At 62.3% G+C, this 23,522-nt stretch carries 25 protein-coding genes and 2 pseudogenes; 14 read left to right on the forward strand and 13 right to left on the reverse strand.

What is annotated here, in order from left to right:
* Positions 1-59 precede the first annotated feature (59 nt).
* Both G5S42_RS32915 and G5S42_RS32920 read left to right on the forward strand, forming a co-directional pair.
* Positions 60-1,436, forward strand: a complete 1,377-nt coding sequence (locus G5S42_RS32915; protein ID WP_176110970.1) for an MFS transporter — start codon at positions 60-62, stop codon at positions 1,434-1,436.
* A 62-nt stretch (positions 1,437-1,498) separates the two neighbouring features.
* Entirely contained in the window at positions 1,499-2,200 is a 702-nt protein-coding gene (locus G5S42_RS32920; RefSeq protein WP_176110971.1) for a sterol desaturase family protein, read from the forward strand.
* Here the strand turns inward: G5S42_RS32920 and G5S42_RS32925 are convergent.
* From G5S42_RS32925 to G5S42_RS32945, 5 genes are all read right to left on the reverse strand, one after another.
* Positions 2,197-3,117 (reverse strand): LysR family transcriptional regulator, encoded by a 921-nt coding sequence (locus G5S42_RS32925; RefSeq protein WP_176110972.1) that lies wholly within the window; start codon positions 3,115-3,117, stop codon positions 2,197-2,199. The genes G5S42_RS32920 and G5S42_RS32925 overlap by 4 nt on opposite strands.
* Before the next feature lie 387 nt (positions 3,118-3,504).
* A complete protein-coding gene (locus G5S42_RS32930; RefSeq protein WP_176110973.1) occupies positions 3,505-4,080 on the reverse strand; it encodes a hypothetical protein in 576 nt (191 codons plus the stop codon).
* A gap of 107 nt (positions 4,081-4,187) precedes the next feature.
* A complete protein-coding gene (locus G5S42_RS32935) occupies positions 4,188-4,430 on the reverse strand; it encodes a hypothetical protein (RefSeq protein WP_176110974.1) in 243 nt (80 codons plus the stop codon).
* A gap of 237 nt (positions 4,431-4,667) precedes the next feature.
* Positions 4,668-4,976, reverse strand: coding sequence for a hypothetical protein (locus tag G5S42_RS32940; RefSeq protein ID WP_246392238.1), 309 nt, complete (start codon positions 4,974-4,976; stop codon positions 4,668-4,670).
* Positions 4,977-5,038: 62 nt separating this feature from the next.
* Positions 5,039-5,413 (reverse strand): Hsp20/alpha crystallin family protein, encoded by a 375-nt coding sequence (locus G5S42_RS32945; protein WP_176110975.1) that lies wholly within the window; start codon positions 5,411-5,413, stop codon positions 5,039-5,041.
* Between G5S42_RS32945 and G5S42_RS32950 the strand changes: the two genes are divergently transcribed.
* The 8 genes and pseudogenes from G5S42_RS32950 to G5S42_RS32985 all read left to right on the forward strand — a co-directional run bounded on the left by G5S42_RS32950 (position 5,412) and on the right by G5S42_RS32985 (position 12,850).
* Complete coding sequence (locus G5S42_RS32950) at positions 5,412-5,552, forward strand: hypothetical protein (protein WP_176110976.1); 141 nt, start codon at positions 5,412-5,414, stop codon at positions 5,550-5,552. The genes G5S42_RS32945 and G5S42_RS32950 overlap by 2 nt on opposite strands.
* 58 nt (positions 5,553-5,610) lie before the next feature.
* Positions 5,611-6,030 (forward strand): annotated as a pseudogene (locus G5S42_RS32955) (diguanylate cyclase); the annotation flags it as partial.
* A gap of 1,072 nt (positions 6,031-7,102) precedes the next feature.
* On the forward strand, positions 7,103-8,245 hold the full coding sequence (locus G5S42_RS32960) for a sigma factor-like helix-turn-helix DNA-binding protein (protein WP_176110977.1): 1,143 nt from the start codon (positions 7,103-7,105) through the stop codon (positions 8,243-8,245).
* A gap of 42 nt (positions 8,246-8,287) precedes the next feature.
* The gene (locus G5S42_RS32965) at positions 8,288-8,548 is read left to right on the forward strand and encodes a hypothetical protein (RefSeq protein ID WP_176110978.1); all 261 of its coding nucleotides are present in this window, start codon (positions 8,288-8,290) and stop codon (positions 8,546-8,548) included.
* Positions 8,526-8,729 (forward strand): annotated as a pseudogene (locus tag G5S42_RS32970) (co-chaperone GroES); the annotation flags it as partial. The gene G5S42_RS32965 and the pseudogene G5S42_RS32970, both read left to right, overlap by 23 nt.
* 65 nt (positions 8,730-8,794) lie before the next feature.
* Entirely contained in the window at positions 8,795-10,414 is a 1,620-nt protein-coding gene (groL, locus tag G5S42_RS32975) for a chaperonin GroEL (RefSeq protein WP_176110980.1), read from the forward strand.
* Positions 10,415-10,494: 80 nt separating this feature from the next.
* Entirely contained in the window at positions 10,495-12,435 is a 1,941-nt protein-coding gene (gene dnaK, locus G5S42_RS32980; RefSeq protein ID WP_176110981.1) for a molecular chaperone DnaK, read from the forward strand.
* A gap of 40 nt (positions 12,436-12,475) precedes the next feature.
* Entirely contained in the window at positions 12,476-12,850 is a 375-nt protein-coding gene (locus G5S42_RS32985) for a hypothetical protein (protein ID WP_176110982.1), read from the forward strand.
* A gap of 497 nt (positions 12,851-13,347) precedes the next feature.
* On the opposite strand, the gene G5S42_RS43870 is transcribed toward G5S42_RS32985, so the two are convergent.
* Positions 13,348-13,551: a hypothetical protein gene (locus G5S42_RS43870; protein ID WP_217710234.1), complete on the reverse strand. Its 204-nt coding sequence runs from the start codon at positions 13,549-13,551 to the stop codon at positions 13,348-13,350.
* 637 nt (positions 13,552-14,188) lie between these two features.
* Between G5S42_RS43870 and G5S42_RS32990 the strand changes: the two genes are divergently transcribed.
* The 3 genes from G5S42_RS32990 (at position 14,189) to G5S42_RS33000 (ending at position 16,751) form a co-directional block, all read left to right on the forward strand.
* The gene (locus G5S42_RS32990) at positions 14,189-15,901 is read left to right on the forward strand and encodes a site-specific integrase (protein ID WP_176110983.1); all 1,713 of its coding nucleotides are present in this window, start codon (positions 14,189-14,191) and stop codon (positions 15,899-15,901) included.
* A gap of 150 nt (positions 15,902-16,051) precedes the next feature.
* The gene (locus tag G5S42_RS32995; protein WP_176110984.1) at positions 16,052-16,321 is read left to right on the forward strand and encodes a DUF1488 family protein; all 270 of its coding nucleotides are present in this window, start codon (positions 16,052-16,054) and stop codon (positions 16,319-16,321) included.
* 298 nt (positions 16,322-16,619) lie between these two features.
* A complete protein-coding gene (locus G5S42_RS33000; protein ID WP_376777035.1) occupies positions 16,620-16,751 on the forward strand; it encodes a hypothetical protein in 132 nt (43 codons plus the stop codon).
* 103 nt (positions 16,752-16,854) lie between these two features.
* On the opposite strand, the gene G5S42_RS33005 is transcribed toward G5S42_RS33000, so the two are convergent.
* The 6 genes from G5S42_RS33005 to phoU all read right to left on the reverse strand — a co-directional run bounded on the left by G5S42_RS33005 (position 16,855) and on the right by phoU (position 22,282).
* Complete coding sequence (locus G5S42_RS33005) at positions 16,855-17,925, reverse strand: ABC transporter ATP-binding protein (protein ID WP_176110985.1); 1,071 nt, start codon at positions 17,923-17,925, stop codon at positions 16,855-16,857.
* A gap of 19 nt (positions 17,926-17,944) precedes the next feature.
* Positions 17,945-18,736, reverse strand: coding sequence for an ABC transporter permease (locus G5S42_RS33010; protein WP_176110986.1), 792 nt, complete (start codon positions 18,734-18,736; stop codon positions 17,945-17,947).
* On the reverse strand, positions 18,736-19,671 hold the full coding sequence (locus G5S42_RS33015; RefSeq protein ID WP_176110987.1) for an ABC transporter permease: 936 nt from the start codon (positions 19,669-19,671) through the stop codon (positions 18,736-18,738). The genes G5S42_RS33010 and G5S42_RS33015 overlap by 1 nt, the downstream gene beginning before the upstream one ends.
* A 20-nt stretch (positions 19,672-19,691) precedes the next feature.
* On the reverse strand, positions 19,692-20,810 hold the full coding sequence (locus G5S42_RS33020) for an ABC transporter substrate-binding protein (RefSeq protein ID WP_176110988.1): 1,119 nt from the start codon (positions 20,808-20,810) through the stop codon (positions 19,692-19,694).
* 471 nt (positions 20,811-21,281) lie between these two features.
* Positions 21,282-21,518 carry an NUDIX hydrolase gene (locus tag G5S42_RS33025; RefSeq protein WP_176110989.1) on the reverse strand — a complete coding sequence of 79 codons (237 nt, stop codon included), beginning with the start codon at positions 21,516-21,518 and terminating at the stop codon, positions 21,282-21,284.
* 56 nt (positions 21,519-21,574) lie between these two features.
* Positions 21,575-22,282: a phosphate signaling complex protein PhoU gene (gene phoU / locus G5S42_RS33030; RefSeq protein ID WP_176110990.1), complete on the reverse strand. Its 708-nt coding sequence runs from the start codon at positions 22,280-22,282 to the stop codon at positions 21,575-21,577.
* A 65-nt stretch (positions 22,283-22,347) separates the two neighbouring features.
* On the opposite strand from phoU, the gene G5S42_RS33035 reads away from it, so the two are divergent.
* Positions 22,348-22,773, forward strand: coding sequence for a hypothetical protein (locus tag G5S42_RS33035; RefSeq protein ID WP_176110991.1), 426 nt, complete (start codon positions 22,348-22,350; stop codon positions 22,771-22,773).
* A gap of 129 nt (positions 22,774-22,902) precedes the next feature.
* Here the strand turns inward: G5S42_RS33035 and G5S42_RS33040 are convergent, their stop codons facing one another.
* On the reverse strand, positions 22,903-23,517 hold the full coding sequence (locus tag G5S42_RS33040) for a SulP family inorganic anion transporter (RefSeq protein WP_246392241.1): 615 nt from the start codon (positions 23,515-23,517) through the stop codon (positions 22,903-22,905).
* Between the last annotated feature and the right edge of the window lie 5 nt (positions 23,518-23,522).

Genomic DNA, 23,522 nt, shown 5'->3' on the forward strand with positions numbered 1-23,522 from the left:
TCAACCTCGACAAGAGCGCGCATCCAACAAAGCGCGCCTGTGACACAAAGGAGACGCAAATGTCTGTAGCAGCGCAAGACGGGGCCACCGTGCTTTCGGTCAATCAGCGCCAGGTGATGGGCGCTGTGATGGCTTCATGCTTCGGCTGGGCCCTCGACCTGTTCGACCTGTTCGTATTGTTGTATGTGGCGCCGGTTGTCGGGCGTCTGTTCTTTCCGTCCGAACATGCGATGCTCTCGCTCGCGGCGGTGTACGCGTCCTTCGCGGTGACGCTGCTGATGCGCCCGCTCGGTTCCGCGCTGTTCGGCTCCTATGCCGACCGTCATGGCCGCAAGGGTGCGATGATCGTCGCGGTCGTCGGCGTCGGGCTTTCGACGGCGGCCTTCGGCGCGCTGCCGACGGTCGCCCAGGTCGGGCTCGTGGCTCCGGTCCTGTTTCTGCTGCTGCGTCTCGTGCAGGGCGTGTTCGTCGGCGGCGTGGTGGCGTCGACGCATACGATCGGCACCGAATCCGTCGCGCCGAAGTATCGCGGCGCGGTATCCGGTCTCATCGGTGGCGGCGGGGCCGGGCTCGGCGCGTTGCTCGCATCGCTCACGTATCTGGCGATGTCCGCGGTCTTTCCAGGCGATGCGTTCGACGCCTGGGGCTGGCGTTGCATGTTCTTCACAGGCATCCTGAGTTCGGTGCTCGGTCTGTTCGTGTTCAACGGTCTGGAAGAATCGCCGCTCTGGAAGAAGCTCGCCGCGGAAAAAGCTGCGAAAGCCGCTGATCAGAAGAAGATCGTCAACGCCGATAACGCGCGCTCGCCGATCCGCACGCTGTTCTCGCGGGAATATCGCGGCGTGCTGTTCGTCAATCTGCTGCTGACTATCGGCGGCGGCAGCGGCTACTACCTCACATCAGGCTATCTGCCGACCTTCCTGAAAGTCGTGAGTCATGCGCCGAACGGCGCCGCCGCCGCGATCCTGATGATCTGCAGCGTGGCCGTGGTGATCGCTTCGGTCGCGGCAGGGCACGTCAGTACGTTCATCGGACGCAAGGGCGCGTTTATCTGGATCGGCATCATCCGGCTCATCGCGATGCCAGCGCTGTTCCTGCTGCTGCCGACGGCGCAAAGCATCACGATGGTCGGCGTCTACGCGGTGCTGCTTTCCGCGCTCGGCAGCGCCGGCTATGCGCCCGTGCTGATCTTCCTGAACGAACGCTTCCCGACCGCGATCCGCGCGACCGGCACGGGTCTGTCGTGGAACATCGGCTTCGCGATCGGCGGAATGATGCCGACCTTCGTTTCCCTCGTCGCGAAGGACGCGGGCCAGTTGCCGTCGACGCTCGCGATCTTCGTCGGTGCGATCAGCGTGATCTTTCTCGTGGGCGCGTTCGTGGTGCCCGAGACGCTCGGCAAGCTCGAAGGCGGTTCCGCGCGCAGTCGATCCTGAGTCATTGGACGTGACGGCGCACGCCAACGGGCGCACGCCTTTCACTATAGCCGGAGACATCGATGAAATACGAAGAAGACGTTCGTGCGCGTTCCTACAAGTTCCGTGACGAGTATGTCAATACCACGCCATGGTGGTATCGCGGCGAAATGCACCTCGGCTTCACATTGCTCTTCACCGGCGGCGTGATCGTGTATTGCCTGATGCAGCTTCATGCACCGACGCTTGCCGAATGGCTGGCGGTCATTCCGCTCTTTCTGTTCGGCAACTGGGCGGAATGGGCGGCGCACCGCTACGTGCTGCATCGTCCGACGAAGTATTTCAGCATGATCTACAAGCGCCATTGCGCGGTCCATCACCGGTTCTTCACGCATGTGACGCTTGAATACAAAGGGCACCGTCACTGGCGCGCGCTGCTGTTTCCGCCTTTTGCGCCGGTTGCGTTCGTGCTGGCGGCCGTGCCGTTCGCGCTCGTGATTGGGTTCGTATTCTCCCGCAACGCAGGTTGCATCGCGCTGCTCACGATGGCGGTGTACTTTCTGATGTACGAGGGCCTGCATACGCTTTCACACGTCACCGACAGCCCGTTGCTCGACCGCGTTCCGCTCGTCAACACAGTGCGGCGCCTGCACGCCACACACCACGATCCCGAAGTGATGGCGACACAGAACTTCAACCTCACGTTCCCGATCTGCGACACGCTGTTCGGCACGCGCAGCGACGTTCCGAGCCGTGCGCGCGAACCGTTGGAACGCGGCCGCTAAGGCGCCTGTTTCCCCAAAACACCCGTCGTCACGCGCTTTATCTCATCAGTGATAATCGTGATGAGCGCCTGGGCGGCCGGTCCGATCGGCCGCTTCGGATGCGTGACCTGAATGATGTGGCGCACGATCGGCGGCGACGCTATCGTGCGTGCGCGCAAGCGCCCTTCCTCCACTTTCGCCTGCACGACGACGCGCGGCAGGATGGTCGCGACACCGCTCTGCTCGACGAACTGCACGATGGTGCTGAGCAGATCGATCTCGAACTTCGGCTGGATGACGACGTCAGCCGCCATCAGCGCGGCATCGAGCGCGCCGCGCAGGCCGTTGCGGCGCGTGGGCAACACGAATTCGATGTCCGACTGCTGCGTGAGATCGATCTCGTCGGGCAGCTTTGGGCCGTGCTCCACGCTCGTCACCAGCACCATTTCCTCGACCAGCAACGGCTCTACGTGCAGCGTCAGCCGTCCGCGCGGCTTGTTGATGATGGCGGCATCGAGCCGGCCCGATTCGACAGCGTCGATCAGCTGCGCGCTGAAGCCATCGGCGACGGAGACTTCGACTTGCGGGAAAAGCGCATCGAATCGGGCGAGCGATTCGGGCAATACGCTCTGCGCCTCCGACGACACCATTCCCAGCGACACGCGGCCCGTCACGATGACATCGCGACGGCTCAGGTGCTCGCGTGCGTGATCGATGTCGCGCATGATCGGCGTGTAAAGGCGGTACATCAACCGTGCGGCTTCGGTCGGCGCCATGCCGTGCGGCCCCCGCTCGAAGAGCTTCTGCCGAATCTCCGTTTCGAGCTTGGCGATCTGCATGCTGAGCGCCGGTTGCGCGATGTTGAGCCGCCTGGCGGCGCGCGTGACGGTGCCTTCTTCGAAAAGCGCGATGAAGTACTGGATCTGCTTCAGTTCCATGGGACAGGCGTATACGTGACGGGCCGACGAAGATAGTACCGCGCACCGTCTTTCATGAGGTGGGCGTCGTATGACTAACCCACGGTATCGAGTCGCTGTTCGCAGCCGAGCGTCCCTATGCGTGCGACGATCGCGCAACTGATGGGCACCGATCTCTCCGGCACGCGCATCGTCCCGATCCGGTCGATATGTTCCCAGTACTTTCATGCGCGAGCGCGAAGGTGTGAGCAATCGTAAAGCTTATCGCCGTCTTCGAGCGGCTTTTCTTTTCTCGTAATGAGTCACCATCATGAAAAAACGCACTTATCTGTCCGCCACGATCGAGCTGCTTGCTCTTTCCTTTCGCTCGCGCTGTACCGAGGCTGGCACCTGCCGTCGGCTGACATGTTAGATATTTGAACGAAAGACGCGCAGTTCAGGGTTGTTGAGGACAACTCTCGAATCGCGCGAGCCCTCAAGGTTCCGGCCGCGGTGGACCGAGCGGTGTACTTGCGGGAGCCTGTCGCGGCCGACCGGCAAGCCAATCGCCGAAAGAGAGTATCGGGCGTGCGAGAAGCCGCTTTCGGGGTAGCGCTCGAAAATCCGGTTAATCTCCGCGACAAGCGGACGGACACGCTCTGGCAACGGCGCGTCAGGCCCCAACGTCAAGGCGGTCTGTCCAAACCTGACAGGTCCGGCCTTGATCATGGCACGCAGCGCGGAATTCGCACTGCCGCGCCCAAACAGTTCAGTGCCATATGCACGGATCATGGCCCGCACAATTGCTTCGGCTGCCGGTGTAAGCGGCGGCATGACCTCAACGAGGCGCAGTTGCGATGAACGGACGTCCGGCGCGGTGAAGCGTCCGATATCGTCGATATCGGATTCCAAACGCTGCGCCGGCAGGTCCGCGCTAAAGAGCAGGATCCGGATGCGTTCATAGAGCGCGTCTTCGGCGGGATCGATGACAGCGGTGTCCGTCATTCTCTTTTCCTCGCGGTGAGTTGAGCCCAAACGGCTCGGGATATCGAACCAGAAGCGGATCGACAGGTGTCCAACTCGCGTCCGGCCAGAGGTTGCTGACCGGCGCGCTAGGTCCGTCGAACATACCGGTCCGAAACAACCGAGCGTTGCTGGATCCATGCGATAGCAAGCTCGAGTGCTTCGTCGCGAGCCTCCTGGGCGTTGGCAAAGTCCACATCGACGCCGAGCGTGCGTGTATCGCCGGCCCGGTCGGTGACAATGGCCGCCGCCGCGTAGCGACCCGTCTCCGTGGGGGTAACCATCGGCCGGATCTCGTAGCCGTGATACTCCATCACTTTGTCCGTATGCATATGACACCTCCGCAAAGCGTCGCGGCGCACCCGAAACGCGCGAGGCGACGCGGTTTTTCAACCAGTCCTGCCGCCCGCGGCTTGCCGCGTAGACCCAAGCCCGCGACACCGGCATGCGCGAGCAACGTTTCAATGACCGCGGGCGTCGCCCGCACGTCCGCCCGGCCTGCCCTGACAGCCCCGCACCCGCGCGTCACGGCGAGGACGACACGCCTGTCGTTGCGATCGCGCAGCCATTCAGCCTGCGTGTCCCGGCACCACGATGTCAGGCGTGCGGCTACCTGGCACGAGGGGCGTCTCCGATCTTTCCCCACCGCCATTGCCGGCGGCTTGCCGGCTTACACGCGGTGTGTCGCCCGGGTGAAGCGCGTCGAGAAGCGTTCTGCCCTTCCCTGACAGGTACGCGCGGCGTGCGCCCGAGGCACAATGTTCCAGCATGACCAGCTGGCGCTCGAGCAGCGCGTCGAGCTCGGCGCGATTCATGTCGATCTGGTCCGGCGCCTGGCGAACCAGTATCAGGGTCGCAAATTCGTGTGGACTGAGCATTTCCGTCTCCCGTAAAACACGGCCCCTTTAGCAGGCGCACGATGCATAAAAACGACACGTGCTTACTTCAGGCCGTACAAGGGCCGCGCTGCCATGCAGCGTGGCGCCGCGCCGGTGAACCGGCGTCGTCTGAACAGCCCGCGTTGGGTGGCGGGTCTCGTGTAATGCGTCGTTTGATGTTCGACCTCCGGTTCGGGGGCTTGCGTTCGCCGCTGATCGACAGCCCCCTTGTCAATTGGGAGCTCGATCGCTGCCAGGCGAGGCCCCGGCGCGGACGCGACGATCTCGGCGCAGTCGTCGCTGCTGCGACGGTTGACGGAAGGAAAGGATGCGCATCGCGCGCAGGCTCGCGGGAAAGCCGCAAAGACGCCGGCCATCTGCCGGTGCAGGCGGTCGAATTCGCCCAGCCGGTCGATGCTGAAGAAAAGATCGCTCATGGCTGGCTCCCTGAAACCGGCGCCTCTCACGAAGAACGAACCCGACCACGCGCTCCAGTTCGCCCGTCCGTGGAAAAACACCGCCGACAAACAAATCGAAACACGCAGCGCTTATCGCGACTGCCTGAGCGATGATTAAAATAGCGCAAGGAACGGAAATTTCAAGAGGCCCTGCAACATGTCACCCAGGAGGCTGCATGGTCCTTTTCGATATGCTTCAGGAACAGATGGACAGCGTGCGCCTGCCACTCTTTGCCGTCACGGTCACGGCGGCTGCGCAGGTAAATACGCCGCTCATTGCGATACTCCACTGGCACGGTTTCCGGCGAGCGACACCGCTTGTCCTGCCCGGCGTTGATATCCCTCCACGGCCCGTGCCGGCCTCGGCGATCCAGCTTGATGCGCCGTGGCACAGGTTCGAGACCGTGGACACCGTGCTGCTGGATGCAGCACGGCAATGCGGTGCGCGGGATGTCGAGCGCGTCGAGCGGCGCGGCTGCAATGTGATCGGCGCCAGCGCCGCCGAGGCGCTGGCCTGCCGTCAGGCGTTCGGCACCTATGGAGAGGACGTGGCGCCTGGTCCGCAGCTTCTCGATGAGGAAACCGGTCGCGAGGACTTTGGCGTGTATGAAAGGATGCTCGCTGAAAAACTGGGCGCGGCGCCGCCGATCCAGTGACACGGCACCGTTAAGGGCGGCGCCGTCCGGCAGGACACGGACGGGGGTCTCATCAGGTCACACCACTGCGCTGGTCGCCCTCGTTAGATGCGAAAAGTTCTGAGGATTTTCCGCCGAAGGCGCTGGCAGAGAGGGTTGGTAGCGCCGACGTGGGGGCTGACATGAGGTGTCGCGGCGTCACGCATCTGAGTGTCAGATGTATCTTGAAATTTTTAGTCAGTGAAGCTAAGTTATATCCAGCTCAGGCAGTGTGCCCCATGATCCACGGGTCGCACACTGCGTGTTTCGATTTGTTTGCCCCGCAGCATGGCAGGCGAACTGGAGCGCGCAAGCCCGTTCTCTTCCTTGCTGCCTCTGAGGAGAAGACGATGAGCAACCTCCATCCACGCTCGGACTCCCCTCTGATCGAGCGCCTCCACCGCACGACAGCCTCCCTTGCCGACGTTCTGCGACCGCTCCCTGAGCGCGCCCGTCGCATGCTCCATGCACAGGTCAATGCGATGCGACCCACGATCCGACAGTTGAGATCACGCATGCGCAGGCGCTAGCCGGGCGGTTGTGCTGTCGATTCTCTTCGCCGTCATTCTCGCGGTGATCATGGCACCTTTCAGCCTGGATTCGAGCGTCGGGCTGGCGTCGCTGTGCGAGGCTGGGTGAATTTTCTCAATCACATCCTGTTCGGACTGGTGGCAACTGACACGTATCTGGCTCTGGAAGGCCGGGAGTCGGACGTCAATGGAAGGACGGGCGCCGGTTGAACAGGACCAACATTCAGGTGGGCGCCCGGTGATGATCCGGACGCATCGAGTGAGGCGGGGGTTCTCGTGTGCGTGTCTAACATAAGCAGGATCACTAATGACATTTAGGCAAGGCTGCCACGGATGACGAGGCATCAAGGGTGCCGGGATGCGCTGAAAATCCCTGCTCGCCGGGGATGCCGGCTCTGCGTGCTGCGTAGGGTCGCGGACGGCCGGGCGATACCATTAGGCGGTGGGCCATGGACAGGTTTGAGATGAAAACGGCGATCAGTTACCGTAATGTCGCGAAATTTTCCCGCCCCGGGCTGGAAGACCTGATCAGCCGGCTCACGGATCGGCGTCTGACGCCCCATCTGTCGCACTTCCCGTCCGGGCTGGTACGGCTGCAGGCGACGCTGGAAAGGAGTCTGCATCGCAGTCTCTACCGCGTCCGGCTCAGGCTGGTGCTCCCGGGCGCAACGCTTGCGTGCGGCCACGATGCGCCGGAGCCAGAGACGGCGATCGAGCACGCCATCACTGAACTGGAGCGGCAACTGGAACGCCACGTCGCACACCTGCGTCACGAGGACGCCTGGCGTCGCAAGGAGCGGCGCGCCGGGTTGCGGCAACTCAGGACGGCGGTGGCCGAACAGACGGACGCCGCGTCCACGCTGTTCGGCGAGACCGTTCGTCCGCTGCTCGCGTCGCTCCAGCGCTTCGTGCAGCGGGAACTCGCCTATCTTCAGACGCGGGGTGATCTCGCTTCGGACGACCCATCGGTCGACGATATTGTCGACGAGGCGCTCGCGCGCGCCTGCGAGCGGTTTGCTGAGCGCCCGCGTCGGCTCGAACCCCTGCAGTGGCTCTACCAGATCGCACTGGAACTGCTTGAAGCAGAAGTCGCACATCGCCAGATGGAGGAAGGCCGATGCATCTCGCTTGAGGGCCGGCTGCCCGTCCAGTTGCACGAACCGCGTGAAGACGATGACGAGCTGCTGTTCGAGTACTGGCAGCCCGATGAAGTGCTGCGCCTTGAGGACGTGGTGCCAGCGACGGACGGCACGCCTGAGGACGCCGTCATCTCGAGGGAGCTGCGCGAGCTGGTCGCCGCGCTTCTCGCCGAGCTGCCAGAGCCATGGCGTCGCGCCGTGACGCTCTGCCGTCTTGAAGCGCAGCCGGAAGCCGCCGCGGCACAGGTTCTGGGGATCACGGAGGAGGAACTCCGGCACCGGCTTGCCCATGCTGACGCTTTTCTCACGGCGAGGCTCGGTGATCTGCGGCTGACACCGCAGCCGTCGGTCGAGCCTGCCGGTTACATCGCGCGGGGCACGCTGCCGCCTGCATCCGGGCTTTCCAGGGATTTTGACGAGGCGACGCGGCGCGATACCCCACAGGGGGCACGGCCCGTTCATGATTGAGTGCGGACGCTGCAACGTCCGAACCAATGACGGAGGGCAACGATGAAAACAGCCACGAGACCAACGCGAGACCGTATCGATGACGTGGACAGAATGCTCGACGAGACGCTGGAGGAAACCTTCCCCGCGAGCGATCCTGTCGCGTGCACGGCGATGCCTTCGATCAGCTCATCAGTCGCGCTGTCGCATAGGCCTGTGCAGACAGTGAAGACGCTGCCCCGGGCAAACCGCACTGCACGCGATCCGAAAACCTATGTGGACCGATCATGCGAGCAGGATCATGAAACTCATGCCCTTGCATGACCGGGTCGTGCTCAGGCGCGTGCCGCCGGAGCGTACGACCGCAGCCGGTATCGTCATCCCCGATACTGCGGTCGAAAAGCCGGACGAGGGAGAAGTCATCGCGATAGGCCCCGGCAGGCGGCTTGAGGACGATCGCCCTTGTGCGCCCGACGTCAACGTCGGCGACCGCGTACTGTTCGGCGCGGCCCCATAGGCCCGTGCCCGGTGCAACCGTGCTTCGTTTGACAGGTCAGGAGGTAGCGCGAAATGTCTGCCAAAGATGTCAGGTTTCACGAACTCGCCCGCCAGCATATTCTCACGGGCGTCAACATCCTTGCCGATGCGGTCAAGGTCACGCTCGGCCCCAGGGGGCGAAATGTCGTCCTCGAGCGCGCGTACGGCGCACCGACCGTCACCAAGGACGGCGTGTCGGTCGCGAAGGAGATCGAGCTGAGCGACAGGTTCGAGAACATGGGGGCGCAGATGGTCAGGCAGGTCGCCGCCAAAACCTCGGATGTCGCCGGTGATGGTACAACCACCGCCACCGTGCTCGCCCAGGCCATCGTACGGGAAGGCATGAAGTACGTTGCCTCGGGCCTGAACCCGATTGACCTCAAGCGTGGCATCGACCAGGCCACCGCGGCGATTGTCGAGGAGCTCAGCAAGCTTTCCCGGGCTGTCACGACCGGCCGCGAGATCACCCAGGTGGGCACCATCTCGGCCAATGCGGATGAGGAGATCGGCAGGCTCATCGCGCAAGCGATGGACAAGGTCGGCAAGGACGGCGCCATCACCATCGAAGAAGGCAAATCGCTTCAAAGCGAACTCGAGGTCGTAGAGGGCATGCAGTTTGACCGCGGGTGGCTGTCTGCCTATTTCATCACCGATCCCGACAAGCAGTCCGCTGTGCTTGAAGAACCGTACATCCTCGTGCACGACAGGAAGATCTCGTCGATCCGCGACCTGCTGCCCCTGCTGGAAGCGGTGGCCAAGGCAGGCAAGCCGCTTCTCATCATTGCCGAGGACGTCGAGGGCGAAGCCCTGACCACGCTGGTGGTGAATTCCGTGCGCGGCATCCTGAAAACCGTGGCCGTGAAGGCGCCTGGTTTCGGCGACCGGCGCAAGGCGATGCTGGAGGACATCGCGACGCTGACGGGCGGGATCGTCATCGCGGAAGAAACGGGCGGCAAGCTCGAAAACGTCAAGCTGGAGGACCTCGGACGGGCGAAGCGGGTGGAGATCGAAAAGGAGGCAACAACGATCATCGATGGCGCCGGTAACCGGAAGACGATCGATGGGCGCGTCCAGGCGCTCCGTCGCCAGATCGACGAGACGACGAGCGACTATGACAGGGAGAAGCTGCAGGAGCGCATTGCGAAGCTGTCCGGTGGCGTTGCCGTCATCAAGGTAGGAGCCGCTACCGAGATGGAGATGAAGGAGCGCAAGGCACGAGTCGAGGATGCGCTGCACGCAACGCGCGCGGCGGTCGAAGAAGGCATCGTGCCGGGCGGCGGCGTCGCATTGCTGCGTGCCCGGGCCAGCCTCGGCGACGTACGGGGCGCCAATGCCGACCAGGACGCGGGCATCCGCATCGTGCTGCGCGCACTTGAAGAGCCGCTGCGCCAGATCGCCACCAACGCGGGCGAGGAGTCCTCGGTTGTGCTGAACAGTGTGGTCGGGGAGACGGGCAATTTCGGCTGGAACGCGGCTTCAGACACCTACGGCGATCTGGTGGAGATGGGGGTGGTCGACCCGACCAAGGTGGTGCGCACGGCGCTGCAAAATGCCGCGTCGGTGGCCGGTCTTATCCTCACCACCGATGCCGTGGTTGCTGAACTGCCGAAAGACGAGGCAAAGGCGGTTGTGCCTCCGGTAGTCGACTATTGATACGGCGGTCCGCACGGCGGCAGAGGGCGTCCGCCTGAGCGGGCGATGCAGTGCAAAGACTGAGCATCGGCGAGGACATCATGGGCAAGATCATCGGTATCGACCTTGGCACCACCAACTCATGCGTGGCGCTGATGGAAGGCAAGCAGGTCAAAGTGATTGAAAACTCGGAAGGCGCCCGTACGACGCCGTCGGTGGTCGCGTATCTCGATGACAACCAGATACTCGTCGGGGCGCCCGCCAGACGCCAGGCCATCACCAATCCCGGGAATACGCTGTTCGCAGTGAAGCGCCTGATCGGTCGCCGCTTCGAGGAAAAGGAAGTCCAGAAGGACATCGGCCTGATGCCCTACAGGATCATCAGGGCCGATAACGGCGACGCGTGGGTCGAAGCGCACGACGAAAAACTCGCGCCACCGCAGGTGTCCGCAGAGGTGTTGCGCAAAATGAAGAAGACGGCCGAAGACTACCTCGGCGAGCCAGTCACGGAAGCCGTGATTACCGTGCCAGCGTACTTCAACGACAGCCAGCGCCAGGCGACCAAGGACGCGGGCCGTATCGCGGGGCTCGAAGTCAGGAGAATCATTAACGAGCCGACCGCAGCTGCCCTCGCGTTCGGTCTGGACAGGCAGGAAAACCGTGACCGCAAGATCGCCGTATTCGACCTCGGTGGTGGCACCTTTGACATATCCCTGATCGAGATTGCCGACGTGCGCGGTGAAAAACAGTTCGAGGTACTGTCGACGAACGGGGACACGTTCCTCGGCGGTGAAGATTTCGACCAGCGCATCATCGACTATCTCGTCGGCGAGTTCAGGAAGGAGCAAGGCATTGATCTGTCGAAGGACGTGCTCGCACTGCAACGCCTGAAAGAAGCGGCCGAAAAGGCGAAGATCGAACTGTCTTCGAGCCAGCAGACCGAGATCAACCTGCCCTACATCACGGCAGATGCCTCCGGGCCGAAGCATCTGAGCGTGAAGCTCACGCGCGCCAGACTCGAGGCACTCGTCGAGGATCTGATCGAGCGCACGATGGAGCCGTGCCGAATTGCGATCAAGGACGCCGGGTTGTCCACGGACAAGATCGACGACGTCATCCTCGTTGGCGGCATGACACGGATGCCAAGGGTGCAGGAGGCGGTCAAGGCGTTTTTCGGGCGCGAACCCCGCAAGGATGTCAATCCCGACGAGGCGGTCGCCGTGGGCGCGGCGATCCAGGGGGCAGTGCTGTCCGGTGAACGAAAAGACGTGCTGCTGCTTGACGTCACGCCGCTCTCGCTTGGCATCGAGACGCTCGGCGGGGTCATGACCAGGATGATCGAAAGGAACACCACCATACCGACCCGGTTCTCGGAGGTTTTTTCGACCGCGGACGACAACCAGTCGGCAGTCGGCATCAAGGTCTATCAAGGCGAACGCGAGATGGCGAGCGGGAACAAGCTGCTCGGTGAGTTCAAACTGGAAGGCATCCCTCCTGCGCCGCGTGGCATGCCGCAGATCGAGGTGATGTTCGACATCGATGCGAATGGAATCTTGCACGTGTCGGCCAGAGACAAGGCGACGGGCAAGGAAAACCGGATCACCATCAAGGCCAGTTCGGGCCTGTCCGAAGGCGAAGTTGAAAAGATGGTGAGAGACGCCGAAGCGCACGCCGCGGAGGACCATCGGCTGCGTGAACTGGCCGAGGCGCGCAATCAGGGCGACGCCCTGATACACCGCACGCGCAAGGCCCTCGGCGAATACCACGAGAAGCTGAGTGCGGACGAGAAGGCGAAGATTGAAGCCGCGACCAGGGAACTGGAGGCCGCGCTCAAGGGTTCCGACCGGGACGAAATCGACGTCAGGACCCGCGCACTCGCTACCGCCTCGCAGCAACTCGGAGAAAAAGTCTACGCAGACGTGCAGTCACAGGGGAGCAGTCCCGGGCCTGCGACCAGCCCGCAAGAGGCAGGCCGCCCGGGGCAAGACGTGGACGATGACGTGATCGACGCGGAGTTCAGGGAAGTGAACACCAAACGGTGACGCGCAGGTGGGCAGCACTGGACGGTAAGAGGCCTTCGCCATGAAGAGACGATTGTGTGGATTACTCGCGGTAGCGGCGATTGCCGGGTTCTGGCCAGAGACCACGATGCCAGCCAGCCCGCCGCTGCCGACGTTGCCTCTGCAGCGCGATATCTGGATCACCGGGACAATCGGACGTGGCAGCGGGACGTATGCGCCGGGCGACTATACGACGATCACGCTGGATCGCCCCTCGACCTCCCCCTGCACTGACAAGGTGGTGACCGACATCCTCCTTGGCGAAGGCGGTGCGATGCCCCCCACACTCCTGCTGCCGTATCTTAACCAGCGAGTCGCCGTCAGGGGCCGCGTGATCTGTCCAGAATCCGGCATTCAGTTTGAGCCGCAGCCGGACTTCGTGTTTCCGATCTGGTGAGGCCCGTGTCCAGTCGCGTGCCACGCGCGCATCGGGCGTCGTGTGTTGCGACCATGGTGAGTTGAAGGTGCCACAGCGGCACCTGACCGTGGCATGGCTTACGCTCACGGCAACAAGACAGCGCCGCAGTGCCCTGAACTACCTGTCATTTTTCCCGGCGGCGGAAAGGCGAGCCGGTCATTCACCACTGAAAGCACTGCGGATACCGAGATAGCGATGGACTCTGCTGGCTTCGGATGTCCGTGTCGGCGTGGATTGCACCGCCAACATCGTGACGGTAGGCCCGGGCATGGAACGCCAAAGCTATCGAAGTGCAAATCAGGCTTCATGCCTTATAAATTAGGGCTTTCCGGGAAAAGTTGAACGCGCTTCTTTAGTACCAACTTTAGCCGTGCAAGCGCGCAATTCACACATGCCTTTTCATGTAACGGGCAGGAGCGACCGTGCCTGTTTGAGAAGCGCATGCGACGGGGCAAACTCGTTACGTCCAGCCATAGTTAGAGCGGGTCACTGGTGCGCGCGAAGAGCTCGTCGTCGGACGTCTCGCCCGCATTCAGAACGAGGCCAGGCTGGTCGAATTGGCGAAAGAACGCGAGCGCTTGGAACGCGTCAAGCCGCCCGTCTCGACGACCAGCCTTGGCTAGAATTTCGGCGGCGGCTGCCAGTTGTCGGGAGGCTGCGAGGAACCTGGTGCGCGCCACGACGGTTCACATTGTCAGACCTTGCTGCACTTTTGCGCCTGTTTTCAGGGCTCAAAGCGCAGATCCTCTGCCTATGTTGGTTGGCAAATACGCCGACGGACTGGAGGTGCTTCGCTGAGGCAGCGAGCAGCTGGTTCTGCCGTCGCTGTCGTCCTAAGTGCCAGTCAGTCACTCTGCGCTAGCAGTCGCTTCGGGGCCGGGCGTCGGCCCGAGCGCGGATTGAATTCGGTGCTGTGAAAGGATCGCCCGCTGGTCTGCTGCGCCGCGTGCTTGCGCGCGGCAGCCTCGACGTAGAGGCTGATGTCAGTCGTGGGCTTTCAGAGGCAGGTCAACGAGATGCACGCATGATATCCCGACCGCGAACTTTTACGGGATTAAAGTTATTCCTATCGGTGCCACGCCGTCACCTAAAGTTGTTCCTTCCAGCCCACCCACAGGGACGCGAGCGGCCGGTTGAACGTCATTGTGCCGTCGGAGTTCGAACGGCCCGACGGCAGTAGTACCAACTTTAGTTGAAATTTAGAACCAATTTTAGTTGTGTGAGCGGGGAAGTTTTTCTAAAAATGGTGAGCCGACCCGGCTACAAAGATAATCTTTCTTATCATAACGACCCTATTTCTACGTTAAACTTGGCGTTATGACAGTCCACCACACCTTGATGCCCGCCCCGGCCTCCGCTGACCCGTCCGGCTTCCCCGACGCCGATGAACTCGCCGTGCTGCGGGCGTGGTATGCAGGACTGCCCGTGCGCGAGGCGGTTGAGCGCTACCAGCCTGCCGCGCTGGGCGACGGCAAATCCGCGCGAGGCGTGCTCGGGCGCATCCGGCGCCGGCTGCAGGCGATCGCGCGCGCCGCGCATCGCGAAGAGCTGGCCGCCCTGTTCGATCATCCCGCGGAAGATCGCGTACGGCTCGCGAAGGCCGTCGCGCACGCCATCGAGGCGCTGCGCACCGCGCGTGCGCCCGAACCGCAGATCACCGACGACGTCGCGCAGTGGTTCGCTGCGCGGGCCGTGCGCGTACTGCACGCCCACGGCATCCGCACGCTCGCGGATCTGACCGTGCGCGTGCCGCGCCGCCGCCAGTGGTGGAAAGCGGTACCCGGCCTCGGCGCATCCAGCGCCCGCGCCATCGAGGCATTCTTCGCGGCGTGGCCTGCCCTCACCGAAAAGGCACGCGCGCTCATCAGCGCGAGCCGCCAAGGCGAACTCGTGCCGTGGGAATCGCTGCAGGTTCCGCATGAAGTCGACGGCTCACAGGGGACCTTCCGCGCGCCCAAAGCCACCTGTGCGCTCGACGCCGACAACGACTACGAAGCGGTGCAGACCTGGCTCGCGTTACACGAATCACACGCCACGCAGCGCACCTACCGCAAGGAGGCCGAGCGCCTGATCCTGTGGGCAATCGTCGAGCGCGGCCGTGCGCTGTCCTCGCTCACGACCGAAGATGCGATCGCGTACCGCGCGTTCCTGCGCCACCCGTCGCCGCGCGCCCGCTGGGTTGGCCCGGTGCGTCCACGTACGTCGCCGGACTGGCGCCCGTTCAATGGCAGCCTGTCGGCGCGCTCGGTCGCGCATGCGCTGTCGATTCTGGGCGCCCTGTTCCGCTGGCTGATCGAGCAGCGCTACGTGCTCGCCAATCCGTTTGCCGGCGTGAAGGTCCGCGAGGCCAGCGGCGCCAACGTGCTGGATACCTCGCACGCGTTCACCGAAGGCGAATGGGCGCTCGTGCGCACGATCGCCGATGGACTCGAGTGGTCATCTGGCTGGTCAGCACCCGCCGCACAACGGCTACGCTTCCTGCTCGACTTCGGTTACGCAACGGGGCTGCGGGCGAGCGAACTGGTCGGCGCCTCGCTCGGACACATTGAGACCGATGCACGAGACGACCACTGGTTGCGTGTAACGGGTAAGGGAAAGAAGCTCGCGCGCGTCGCGCTGCCGCTGCTGGCGTGGGACGCCCTCGTACGTTATCTCGCCGAACGCGAATTGCCGATCCTGCCGGTTCGCTGGCGGCCGGAAACGCCGGTCATCGGCAGCCTCGAGGCGGAGAGCGTCGCGGCGATCAGCAGCGTGCGGCTCTGGGGTGTGCTCAGGCGCTTCTTCGTGCTCGCCGCACAGGCGATTGAAGCCGATCATCCGCCGCTGGCAGAGAAGCTGCGTCGTGCGAGTCCGCACTGGATGCGCCACACCCATGCGACCCATGCGCTCGGGCGCGGTGCTGAACTGACGACTGTACGGGACAATCTGCGGCACGCTTCGGTGTCGACGACGTCGATCTATCTGCACAGCGACGAGGTGAAGCGGGCACGGCAGATCGGCGACGCTTTTGGCAGTGACAGACGCCGGTAGACAGGGCGCAACCGGTATTCAGAATCGCTGGCTTCCACGCAGTCCGAAGCGGTGCGTTATGACCTGCAAACCGCCAACTCCGCCCGCACCCGAAATGCATAACCTGTGCAAAAATCATCGTGACCTGATCAGAAGCTCCCTCCACCGCCTATGGAAACCGTCGAACTTGAACCGCAGGTGCTCGTCAATCGTCTCGGCGTGGCATTTTCTCTGGTCTTCCAGAACCGCCCGGTCGAATGCATCATCACGATCACGGCGCTGGAAGCGTATTTCTGGCTGGAACCACGCGCAGGCGACGAGCGCATCCTCAAAACCTTTCGCGATGGCTACGGACGCATTCGCGCGATCGCCGAACGGAAGCTGCTTGCCCATCCCGCGGCACGACTTGAGCTGACGCCGGCAGATTTCTCGCGCCCCTGAAACACCGGTTTTCGCCTGCGGAGCATCCTTCTGCTCACATTCCAGAATCGACTCCGACTGCGACTCCGACTCCGACTCCGACAGCGCGCGTGCAACTGGTCTGCAGTCAGTTGAGCGGCGGTTTCGTGGCTCGCGAGTGCAGGCACTTTAATGGAAGCGTATGGGCCAGTGCTCATCACGTGCATTCCGCCACGACGGCAACTCGGGCCGGCCGCCTTTTGTGAGCAGCTTTTGGGGCGAAGCCCGGGTGCGATGGCGAACGACGTCGACTGTTAGTTGCATATTAAAAAGGAAGCCATTGAACGGCAGCGCCATCGAGACGAGCGACCGGGTGTTCATTCACGCCCTCGCCCCTATCGCACCCGGTAACGAGTTCCTCATCGACTACGGTCTGTCAGTCGACGGTGCGGTCACCCATGAAGTGGCCTGACGATCAGGCGTTGGCACGTCGCGGAAGCCGAGCGATTCGAGGGTCTGCAACTAGTCGAACCATCGCAACCAGCAAGTCTATCCCGGCAAGCCGGCAAGGCCTATTAGTGCACGTTCTCATCCAGCACAAGCAGATTGTCGTGCGAAAAGCCAAGAGCAACTGGCTGCCCGCGCTCCGGCAGGATCCGGTTCGGATCGTTGAACACATCGAGAGTAACGATTGCGCTGCTGACCCGCGCGCGAATACGCACCACGGAACCGAGGAAGCTGATCTCTTCAACCGTCGCCGACAGCGAGTTGCGGTCGTTCGATGGCGGCTCGAGCAGAATTGCCTCGGGACGCAACGCCAGCACACGCTCCTTACCGGCATCGTCCGGTGGGAGCGGCCGCGATGTCACCAGTTCCTGACCGTCAACGGCAATGCGTCCCGTTGCAGGATCGATCACACGCCCGGCCAGAATATTGAGCGTTCCCACGAACGTCGCGACAAAGCGTGTACGCGGAAAGTTGTATATATCGAGCGGCGCCCCAACTTGCTCGACACGCCCGTCGTTCATTACGACGATGCGGTCCGACATCGACAACGCTTCTTCCTGATCGTGCGTGACGAAGATCGACGTAATGCCGAGTTCACGCTGTAGTGTCCGTATATCTTCGCGCAGCGAGACCCGAATTTTTGCGTCGAGCGCGGAAAGCGGTTCGTCGAGCAGCAGCACTTGAGGCTTACTCGCGAGCGCACGGGCCAAGGCCACACGCTGTTGCTGCCCACCGGACAATTGCCACGGATAGCGCCCGGCGAGATGCGGCAGCTTGATCAGTTCCAGCATCTCTGCAACGCGCCCGCTCACCTCTTTCTCCGACCGCTTTGCGACCTTCAACGCGAAGCCGATGTTCTGCGCCACCGTCATGTTCGGAAACAACGCGTAAGACTGGAACACCATGCCGACGGCGCGATCGCGCGTGCGCACACGCGTAACGTCACGACCATTCAGGCGGATCGCGCCTCGCGTGGGCGTTTCGAATCCGGCGATCATGCGCAGCACGGTCGTCTTACCGCAGCCCGACGGGCCGAGAAAGGTGATGAATTCGCCTTGTCCGATGTTCATGTCGAACTGATGCACCGCAACGTTTGCTCCAAAGGCCTTGTGAAGATTGTCAATCTCGAGAAATGCCATGGGTCGCGGCCTCACCGGCTCAAGTTTTATGGCCGGCCAGCGCGCGCGCCGAGCCGAACACCTGGATCAATCCCATCGATGCCCACGTGACAATGAAAGCGATGATCGCCAGCGCCGAGGGCTCGTAAGCGCGGTTCGCGCCGATCAGTTGCAAATACGGTCCGAACGCCGGGCGATCCAGCAGGCTCGCGATCGTGAATTCGCCGATTACCACGGCGAACGTCAGAAACGCGCCGGACAGAATCCCCGAGCGCACGTTCGGGAAAATCACGCGGAAAAGGATCGTCGTCCAGCCAGCGCCGAGACACTCGGCGGCCTCGGTCAGCGAGCGTACATCAACGGCGCGCATCCCCGCATCGACGGCCCGGTACATAAAAGGCAGCGATAGCGTGACGTAACCGAATACGAGTAGCAGATCGGTCGCGCGTTCGTGACTGGTGAACGGCAGAATCGAACTGCTGTTGTAGATGCGCAAGTAGCCGAAGACGATCACGATGGCCGGGATCACGAGCGGCAGCAGGGTGATGAACTCCACGACCGGCCGAAGCTTCGGTAAACGCAGTTGCACCCAATACGCCGTAGGCACGACGAGCAGCACGCCGATCACGATGGTGAGCAATCCCATCAACACTGAATAGCCGAACGAAGCCTGAAAATGGGGATCTCCCAAGACAACGCGGTACGCATCGAAGCTGCACGCGTCGCGACGCATCCGCAGACTGAACTCGAAGGTCGCGGCGAGCGGAGTCAAAAAATACAGTGTGCCGATGATCACGGCGATCCAGGCGCCCGCGCGCGATTGCGATTTCATCAGCGTCCCCTTTCGGCTCGCGCGCGCAACCAGATGTAACCGCCGTTCGACAGTCCCGTGACCACGATCATGCCGAGCGCGAGGGCATAACCGAGATTCTGGTTATGCAGCACGTCGCCGCGAATCTGCGCGAACAGCAGGATCGGAACGATGTTGAGGGAACTGCCAGTCAACGCGTAAGCCGTGGCGACCGCGCCGAACGCGTTGGCGAACAGCAGCAGGGCCGCACCCAGAAAGCTCGGCCAAAGGACCGGCAACCCGACGTAGAGCCAGTATTGCGCCGCCGTGCCACCGAGGCAGTCGCACGCTTCGCGCCACTCGCGTTTCAGGCCATCGAGCGCCGGCGTGATGATGAGCACCATCAACGGAATCTGGAAGTACAGGTATGTAATGGTCAGCCCGAGGAAGCTCAGGATGCTGAACCCGGTGGAATAGAGATTGAAACCGAGATATTTCCGTGCGAGCACCGTCACGAGGCCCACGCGCCCCAAAGTACTGATGAACGCGAAGGCGAGCGGCACCCCCGCGAAGTTGGATGCGACGCCAGAAAAGGTCATGAGCGTCGGCCGGATCCACGCGGGCAACCGACCGTGCACCGCGGCCCACGCGAGCAGCGCGCCGAAGATGGCCCCGCCGGACGCGGATGCGACGCTCACCTTCACGCTGATCCAGTAGGCATCGAGTACAGCCGGTTGAAACAGCTCGCGAAGATTCGCAAGTGTGAAGTTCCCCTGCGCATCCTGAAACGCGCCGATCATCAGAAAAGAGGTGGGCAATAAAAGAAATAGCAGCGCGAACGCGAAAAACGGCACGACGCCCGCATAGGTCAGCCAACTTGCACCGCTGCTGCCGCGCACGGGACCGGATTTCGGCGCGGGCCCGGCGGGCGTCAGCAAGTCCGGGGCCGAGGCGCCTGGCTGCGGAGATGCGCTCATCCCGGCGGTCTCGCGCGTGCCTACTTCACGTTCGCGCCAACAACCTGATCCCAGCCTTTGGTCACGATGTCCTTCGTGGCGTTCTGCTGATCGAGCGTCGGAAAGACCGCGCTGCTGTAGGCCGATGCAGGCGGCAGCTTCGCGAGCAGCGCCGGCGGCACCTTCTTCTGCGCGACGAGTTCGTTGTAGCGCATCGGATGACAATAACCCGCAAGCCAACCGAGCTGCCCCTCGTCAGAGTAGAGGAATTCCATCCACAGCTTCGCGGCATTCGGATGAGGCGCATAGGCACTGATCGCCTGCACATAGACGCCCGCCACCACCCCTGTCTTCGGCACAATGACTTGTACCTTCGGATTGCCTTTGAGCGTGTCCCGATCGGCAAGCGCGTTGTAATCCCAACGCACGATGATCGGCGTCGTGCCCTGCGCCAGTGACGCGGCCTTGCCGATCACGGGCACGAAGTTGCCGCTCTTGTTCAGATCGGCGAAGAACTTGAGACCCGTTTGGTCAGCCTTTGCTGCTTCGCCTTTGCCTTGCGAAAGGCCCGCGGCATAAACAGCCTGAATGGCCTGATTCGCCGAGCGCGGGTCACCGGCGAGCGAGACTGCATTGCGGTAGTCCGATTTGAGCAGATCGCCCCAATCGGCCGGCGCCTTGTCGATCATGTCCGCGTTGACTTCGAACGCAAGCACGCCGTAGTAGTCGCCGTACCAGTAACCTTCCGCATCCTTGGAAGCTGCGGGGATCGAGTCCCACGTCGATACCTTGTAAGGCTGCAACAGGCCTTCTTTTTTCGCAGACGGTCCGAACGACAGGCCGACATCGATCACGTCGGGCGATTGCGGTCCCTTGTTGCCTTTGTTCGCCTTGATCGCTTCGATCTCATCCCCCGAGCCTGCATCAGGGTTCAGTTCGTTGACGTGGATGCCGTACTTCTTCTGGAATGCGGCGATCAGCGAGCCGTACCCGCACCAGTCATGCGGCAGGGCGATCGTGGTCAACTGCCCTTCCTGTTTGGCGGCGGCCACGAGCGCGTCCGGTGGCGCCGCCGATGCAGGGTTAATGCCCCCCGCAGCGAGTCCAGCCGTTGCGGAGATCGAAAGGACACGGCCCGCCCAGATACGCTTCATCGTCATCGCTGTTTCCGAAAGGAAGGTAGTGCGTTGAGGGGATCCGCCGATTGCTGAAGCAGGCTAGATTTAAATCCAGAAATTTGCAAGCTGCCAAAAAAGTGCAACTTCACGTTTTGGCGGATCTGAGCCGCGCACCGTCGCGCCGACGAAACCCTGATTGCCTGATCCCACAATCGAGCATTTCATCTGTGGCAGAAAGACCGTCAAGCGTGTCTATGCGCACCATCGTCACGAGCTCGGTCGATGTCGCGCTCCGATTGCGCAGCGCATCAGAAACGCCTGAGAGCGCGCGGGCCATGCTCGGGCGGCCGCCACCACCGGCCCGATAACCGTGCTGGACATCGGTAGTTCTAGTTGACGCCAGACAGACGTCGGTTGATCCTATGCCGAATCTATGCACAAGCTGGCGTGATCAGCGGTACTCAGGGCATCGCGCGATGCAGTTCTCCCGATACGAGTCCTCGGGATTGACCGCTATACGGTCTGCACTGCCGCGTCGCCCACGAGGGTCTGGTCGCGCCGCATAGCTGACAACGACGCAGAATCGCGCAGTGAGTTGGTTGCTTCGTGACTGAACAGAAGATTGACGATTTCGCGTGTCGGCATGCTGGTCATGAACGTGGACATTTTTCCGGGGCGAAAGCAGCGGCACCGCAAGATTTCATTGCTCGGTTCCGGCCGGGTATCTTCAGGCAAGATCAGAAAAAACACGTGGTGTCGTTTGTTCAGGCCGCCGAACTGGAACAGGTACCACTGTCGGGCGCTTCTCAATCATCCAGGGCCTCGCGCTCAAGTCGGTCGCGCGAAATGTGACGGACATCCTTGCCCTTGACAACATAGATGACAAGTTCTGCCAGATTCTTTGCGTGGTCACCGATCCGTTCGATAGCCGACGCAATGGACACGTAGTCGAGCGCGGAAGAGATCATGCGGGGATTCTCCGCCATGAATGTTGGCAGTTTGCGCACGAATGCGCGGTACTGCTCATCGATCGCCTCATCCTCACTCATAATCCGGGCTGCCTCAACCGTATCGAGCCGCGCGAATGCAGCAAGCGCGTTGTGGAAGATCGTTCCCGCCATCTGACCGGATGACCGGATTTCCGCGATATTCATGCTCCTGCCCGCAGCGTCATTCGCGATTTTGCGCGTCCGCTTTGCGATCTTGCGCGCTTCGTCCCCTGCGCGCTCGAGATTGCTGATCCCCTTTGAGAAGGCCAACAGTCGACGCAGATCGGACGCGATGGGCTGGCGCCGCGCAATGATGTTGCTGCAGTCGGCATCGATCTCGACTTCCATCGCATTGAGTCGATGCTCCGCATCAACCACCTTCTCGACCAGACCCATGTCGAAGCGGCTGAGCGCCTCCATCGCATCGGCCAGTTGGGACTCAACCAGTCCACCCATTTCGAAAAATCTCGACGACAGGTGCTCCAGGTCAGCATCGAACTGCCTGGAAATGTGCTTGTCTGACATAGAAAACTCCCTCTTTCCAGAACGACGATAAACTGTTTGTACGGTTTGTCAAACCTGAAAAAACCATGAAGCCAAAGGCTACCAGGAACAGAAGCGGCAAGCGGGCGCATGTATCCCCGGACGACGGTGCCAACGAAGCGGTGGCCGGCGGGAAGTCAGTCCAGACTGTGCAAGACCGACGTGTTGCGGACAAGCCACAGACCCGGAAGGCGATGTCTGTTGAAGCGCCTTCTGCGCGCGCTGTCCGGCACCGCAGGGAGCATGTCAACCAGGAAAAAGTCGTGCGCGACACCTTCACGATGCCCAGGAGGGACTACGAACAGCTCGCGGTACTCAAGCAGCGGTGCCTCGATGCTGGCCTGGACGTGAAGAAGAGCGAACTCGTCCGTGCAGGGCTGCTTCTGCTGGCATCTGAGCCAACGAAACGTCTTCTTGCGGCCGTCAAGGCGGTCGAACCGGTCAAGACCGGTCGGCCGCCGAAATCGAAGTGAGCCGCGCTCGCGGCCAAACAGGAGACGCCCCTATGCTGGCTCTCCTGTGTGCGCCTGCCTGCGAAGGAATCGAACCGGTAACTGTCAGGTCTTGACCAGTCAAATCAGTGCCGGTCATGGCAAAACAGATCATCGACGAGCTTGCACGCGGCGTTGTATCCGCCCATGAGCGCGTCGGCCTCTGTTGCGAAGGGACGGCCGCGCGCTTCGCCAAAGCGCAACGGTGAAAACACGTCGCGTGTGATGAGCAACGGACTTCGCGATTGAGAGAGCCTCCATCAAACCGAGAGACGCAATCGCAACCGCGCTCGACGATAGCTGGCCGATCCAGTTCCAGTGAATCTCCGGAATATGCGGCGACGGCAGCCCCGACTTCAATGTGCCGATGACGGCCACCGCGGTATGCCCGCCTTGCTCCAACCTCGTCCAGCCGAGCGCGTACGCAGCCCCCGAAACGATTATCGGCACCACGAACATATCGATTTGCGGCAACCGGTAACGCCGCACCGCGCGACGCAGCAGCAACGCCAGCACGACCGAAGCGACACTGACGGCGGCGGCCTTCAGATTGATGGGGTCGCCTGTCAGCGTCAGCCAGAGCCTATACAGCACATGCCGGTGGCCTGAACCCTTCTCGCGCACGCCCAACGCATTGCCAATCTGCCCGATCGCCAGCAGCACCGCCGCGCCCGCCATGAAACCGAGGATGACCGACTCGACCCCGCCCTGCTGACGGCAATTCAAGCAAT

This window comes from Paraburkholderia youngii (genome assembly GCF_013366925.1).
GTDB classification, from domain to species: Bacteria; Pseudomonadota; Gammaproteobacteria; order Burkholderiales; family Burkholderiaceae; genus Paraburkholderia; species Paraburkholderia youngii.

Coding starts and splice junctions, on each gene's coding strand:
- G5S42_RS32915 (WP_176110970.1), top strand. CDS start 60: ATGTCTGTAGCAGCGCAAGACGGGGCCACCGTGCTTTCGGTCAATCAG.
- G5S42_RS33035 (WP_176110991.1), top strand. CDS start 22,348: ATGAAGCCAAAGGCTACCAGGAACAGAAGCGGCAAGCGGGCGCATGTA.
- G5S42_RS32945 (WP_176110975.1), bottom strand. CDS start 5,413: ATGAGCGATCTTTTCTTCAGCATCGACCGGCTGGGCGAATTCGACCGC.
- G5S42_RS33010 (WP_176110986.1), bottom strand. CDS start 18,736: ATGAAATCGCAATCGCGCGCGGGCGCCTGGATCGCCGTGATCATCGGC.
- G5S42_RS32960 (WP_176110977.1), top strand. CDS start 7,103: ATGAAAACGGCGATCAGTTACCGTAATGTCGCGAAATTTTCCCGCCCC.
- G5S42_RS32950 (WP_176110976.1), top strand. CDS start 5,412: ATGGCTGGCTCCCTGAAACCGGCGCCTCTCACGAAGAACGAACCCGAC.
- groL (WP_176110980.1), top strand. CDS start 8,795: ATGTCTGCCAAAGATGTCAGGTTTCACGAACTCGCCCGCCAGCATATT.
- G5S42_RS32930 (WP_176110973.1), bottom strand. CDS start 4,080: ATGACGGACACCGCTGTCATCGATCCCGCCGAAGACGCGCTCTATGAA.
- G5S42_RS32920 (WP_176110971.1), top strand. CDS start 1,499: ATGAAATACGAAGAAGACGTTCGTGCGCGTTCCTACAAGTTCCGTGAC.
- G5S42_RS33005 (WP_176110985.1), bottom strand. CDS start 17,925: ATGGCATTTCTCGAGATTGACAATCTTCACAAGGCCTTTGGAGCAAAC.
- G5S42_RS33020 (WP_176110988.1), bottom strand. CDS start 20,810: ATGACGATGAAGCGTATCTGGGCGGGCCGTGTCCTTTCGATCTCCGCA.
- G5S42_RS32940 (WP_246392238.1), bottom strand. CDS start 4,976: ATGCTCAGTCCACACGAATTTGCGACCCTGATACTGGTTCGCCAGGCG.
- G5S42_RS33015 (WP_176110987.1), bottom strand. CDS start 19,671: ATGAGCGCATCTCCGCAGCCAGGCGCCTCGGCCCCGGACTTGCTGACG.
- dnaK (WP_176110981.1), top strand. CDS start 10,495: ATGGGCAAGATCATCGGTATCGACCTTGGCACCACCAACTCATGCGTG.
- G5S42_RS32965 (WP_176110978.1), top strand. CDS start 8,288: ATGAAAACAGCCACGAGACCAACGCGAGACCGTATCGATGACGTGGAC.
- G5S42_RS32995 (WP_176110984.1), top strand. CDS start 16,052: ATGGAAACCGTCGAACTTGAACCGCAGGTGCTCGTCAATCGTCTCGGC.
- phoU (WP_176110990.1), bottom strand. CDS start 22,282: ATGTCAGACAAGCACATTTCCAGGCAGTTCGATGCTGACCTGGAGCAC.
- G5S42_RS32985 (WP_176110982.1), top strand. CDS start 12,476: ATGAAGAGACGATTGTGTGGATTACTCGCGGTAGCGGCGATTGCCGGG.
- G5S42_RS32990 (WP_176110983.1), top strand. CDS start 14,189: ATGACAGTCCACCACACCTTGATGCCCGCCCCGGCCTCCGCTGACCCG.
- G5S42_RS32935 (WP_176110974.1), bottom strand. CDS start 4,430: ATGCATACGGACAAAGTGATGGAGTATCACGGCTACGAGATCCGGCCG.
- G5S42_RS32925 (WP_176110972.1), bottom strand. CDS start 3,117: ATGGAACTGAAGCAGATCCAGTACTTCATCGCGCTTTTCGAAGAAGGC.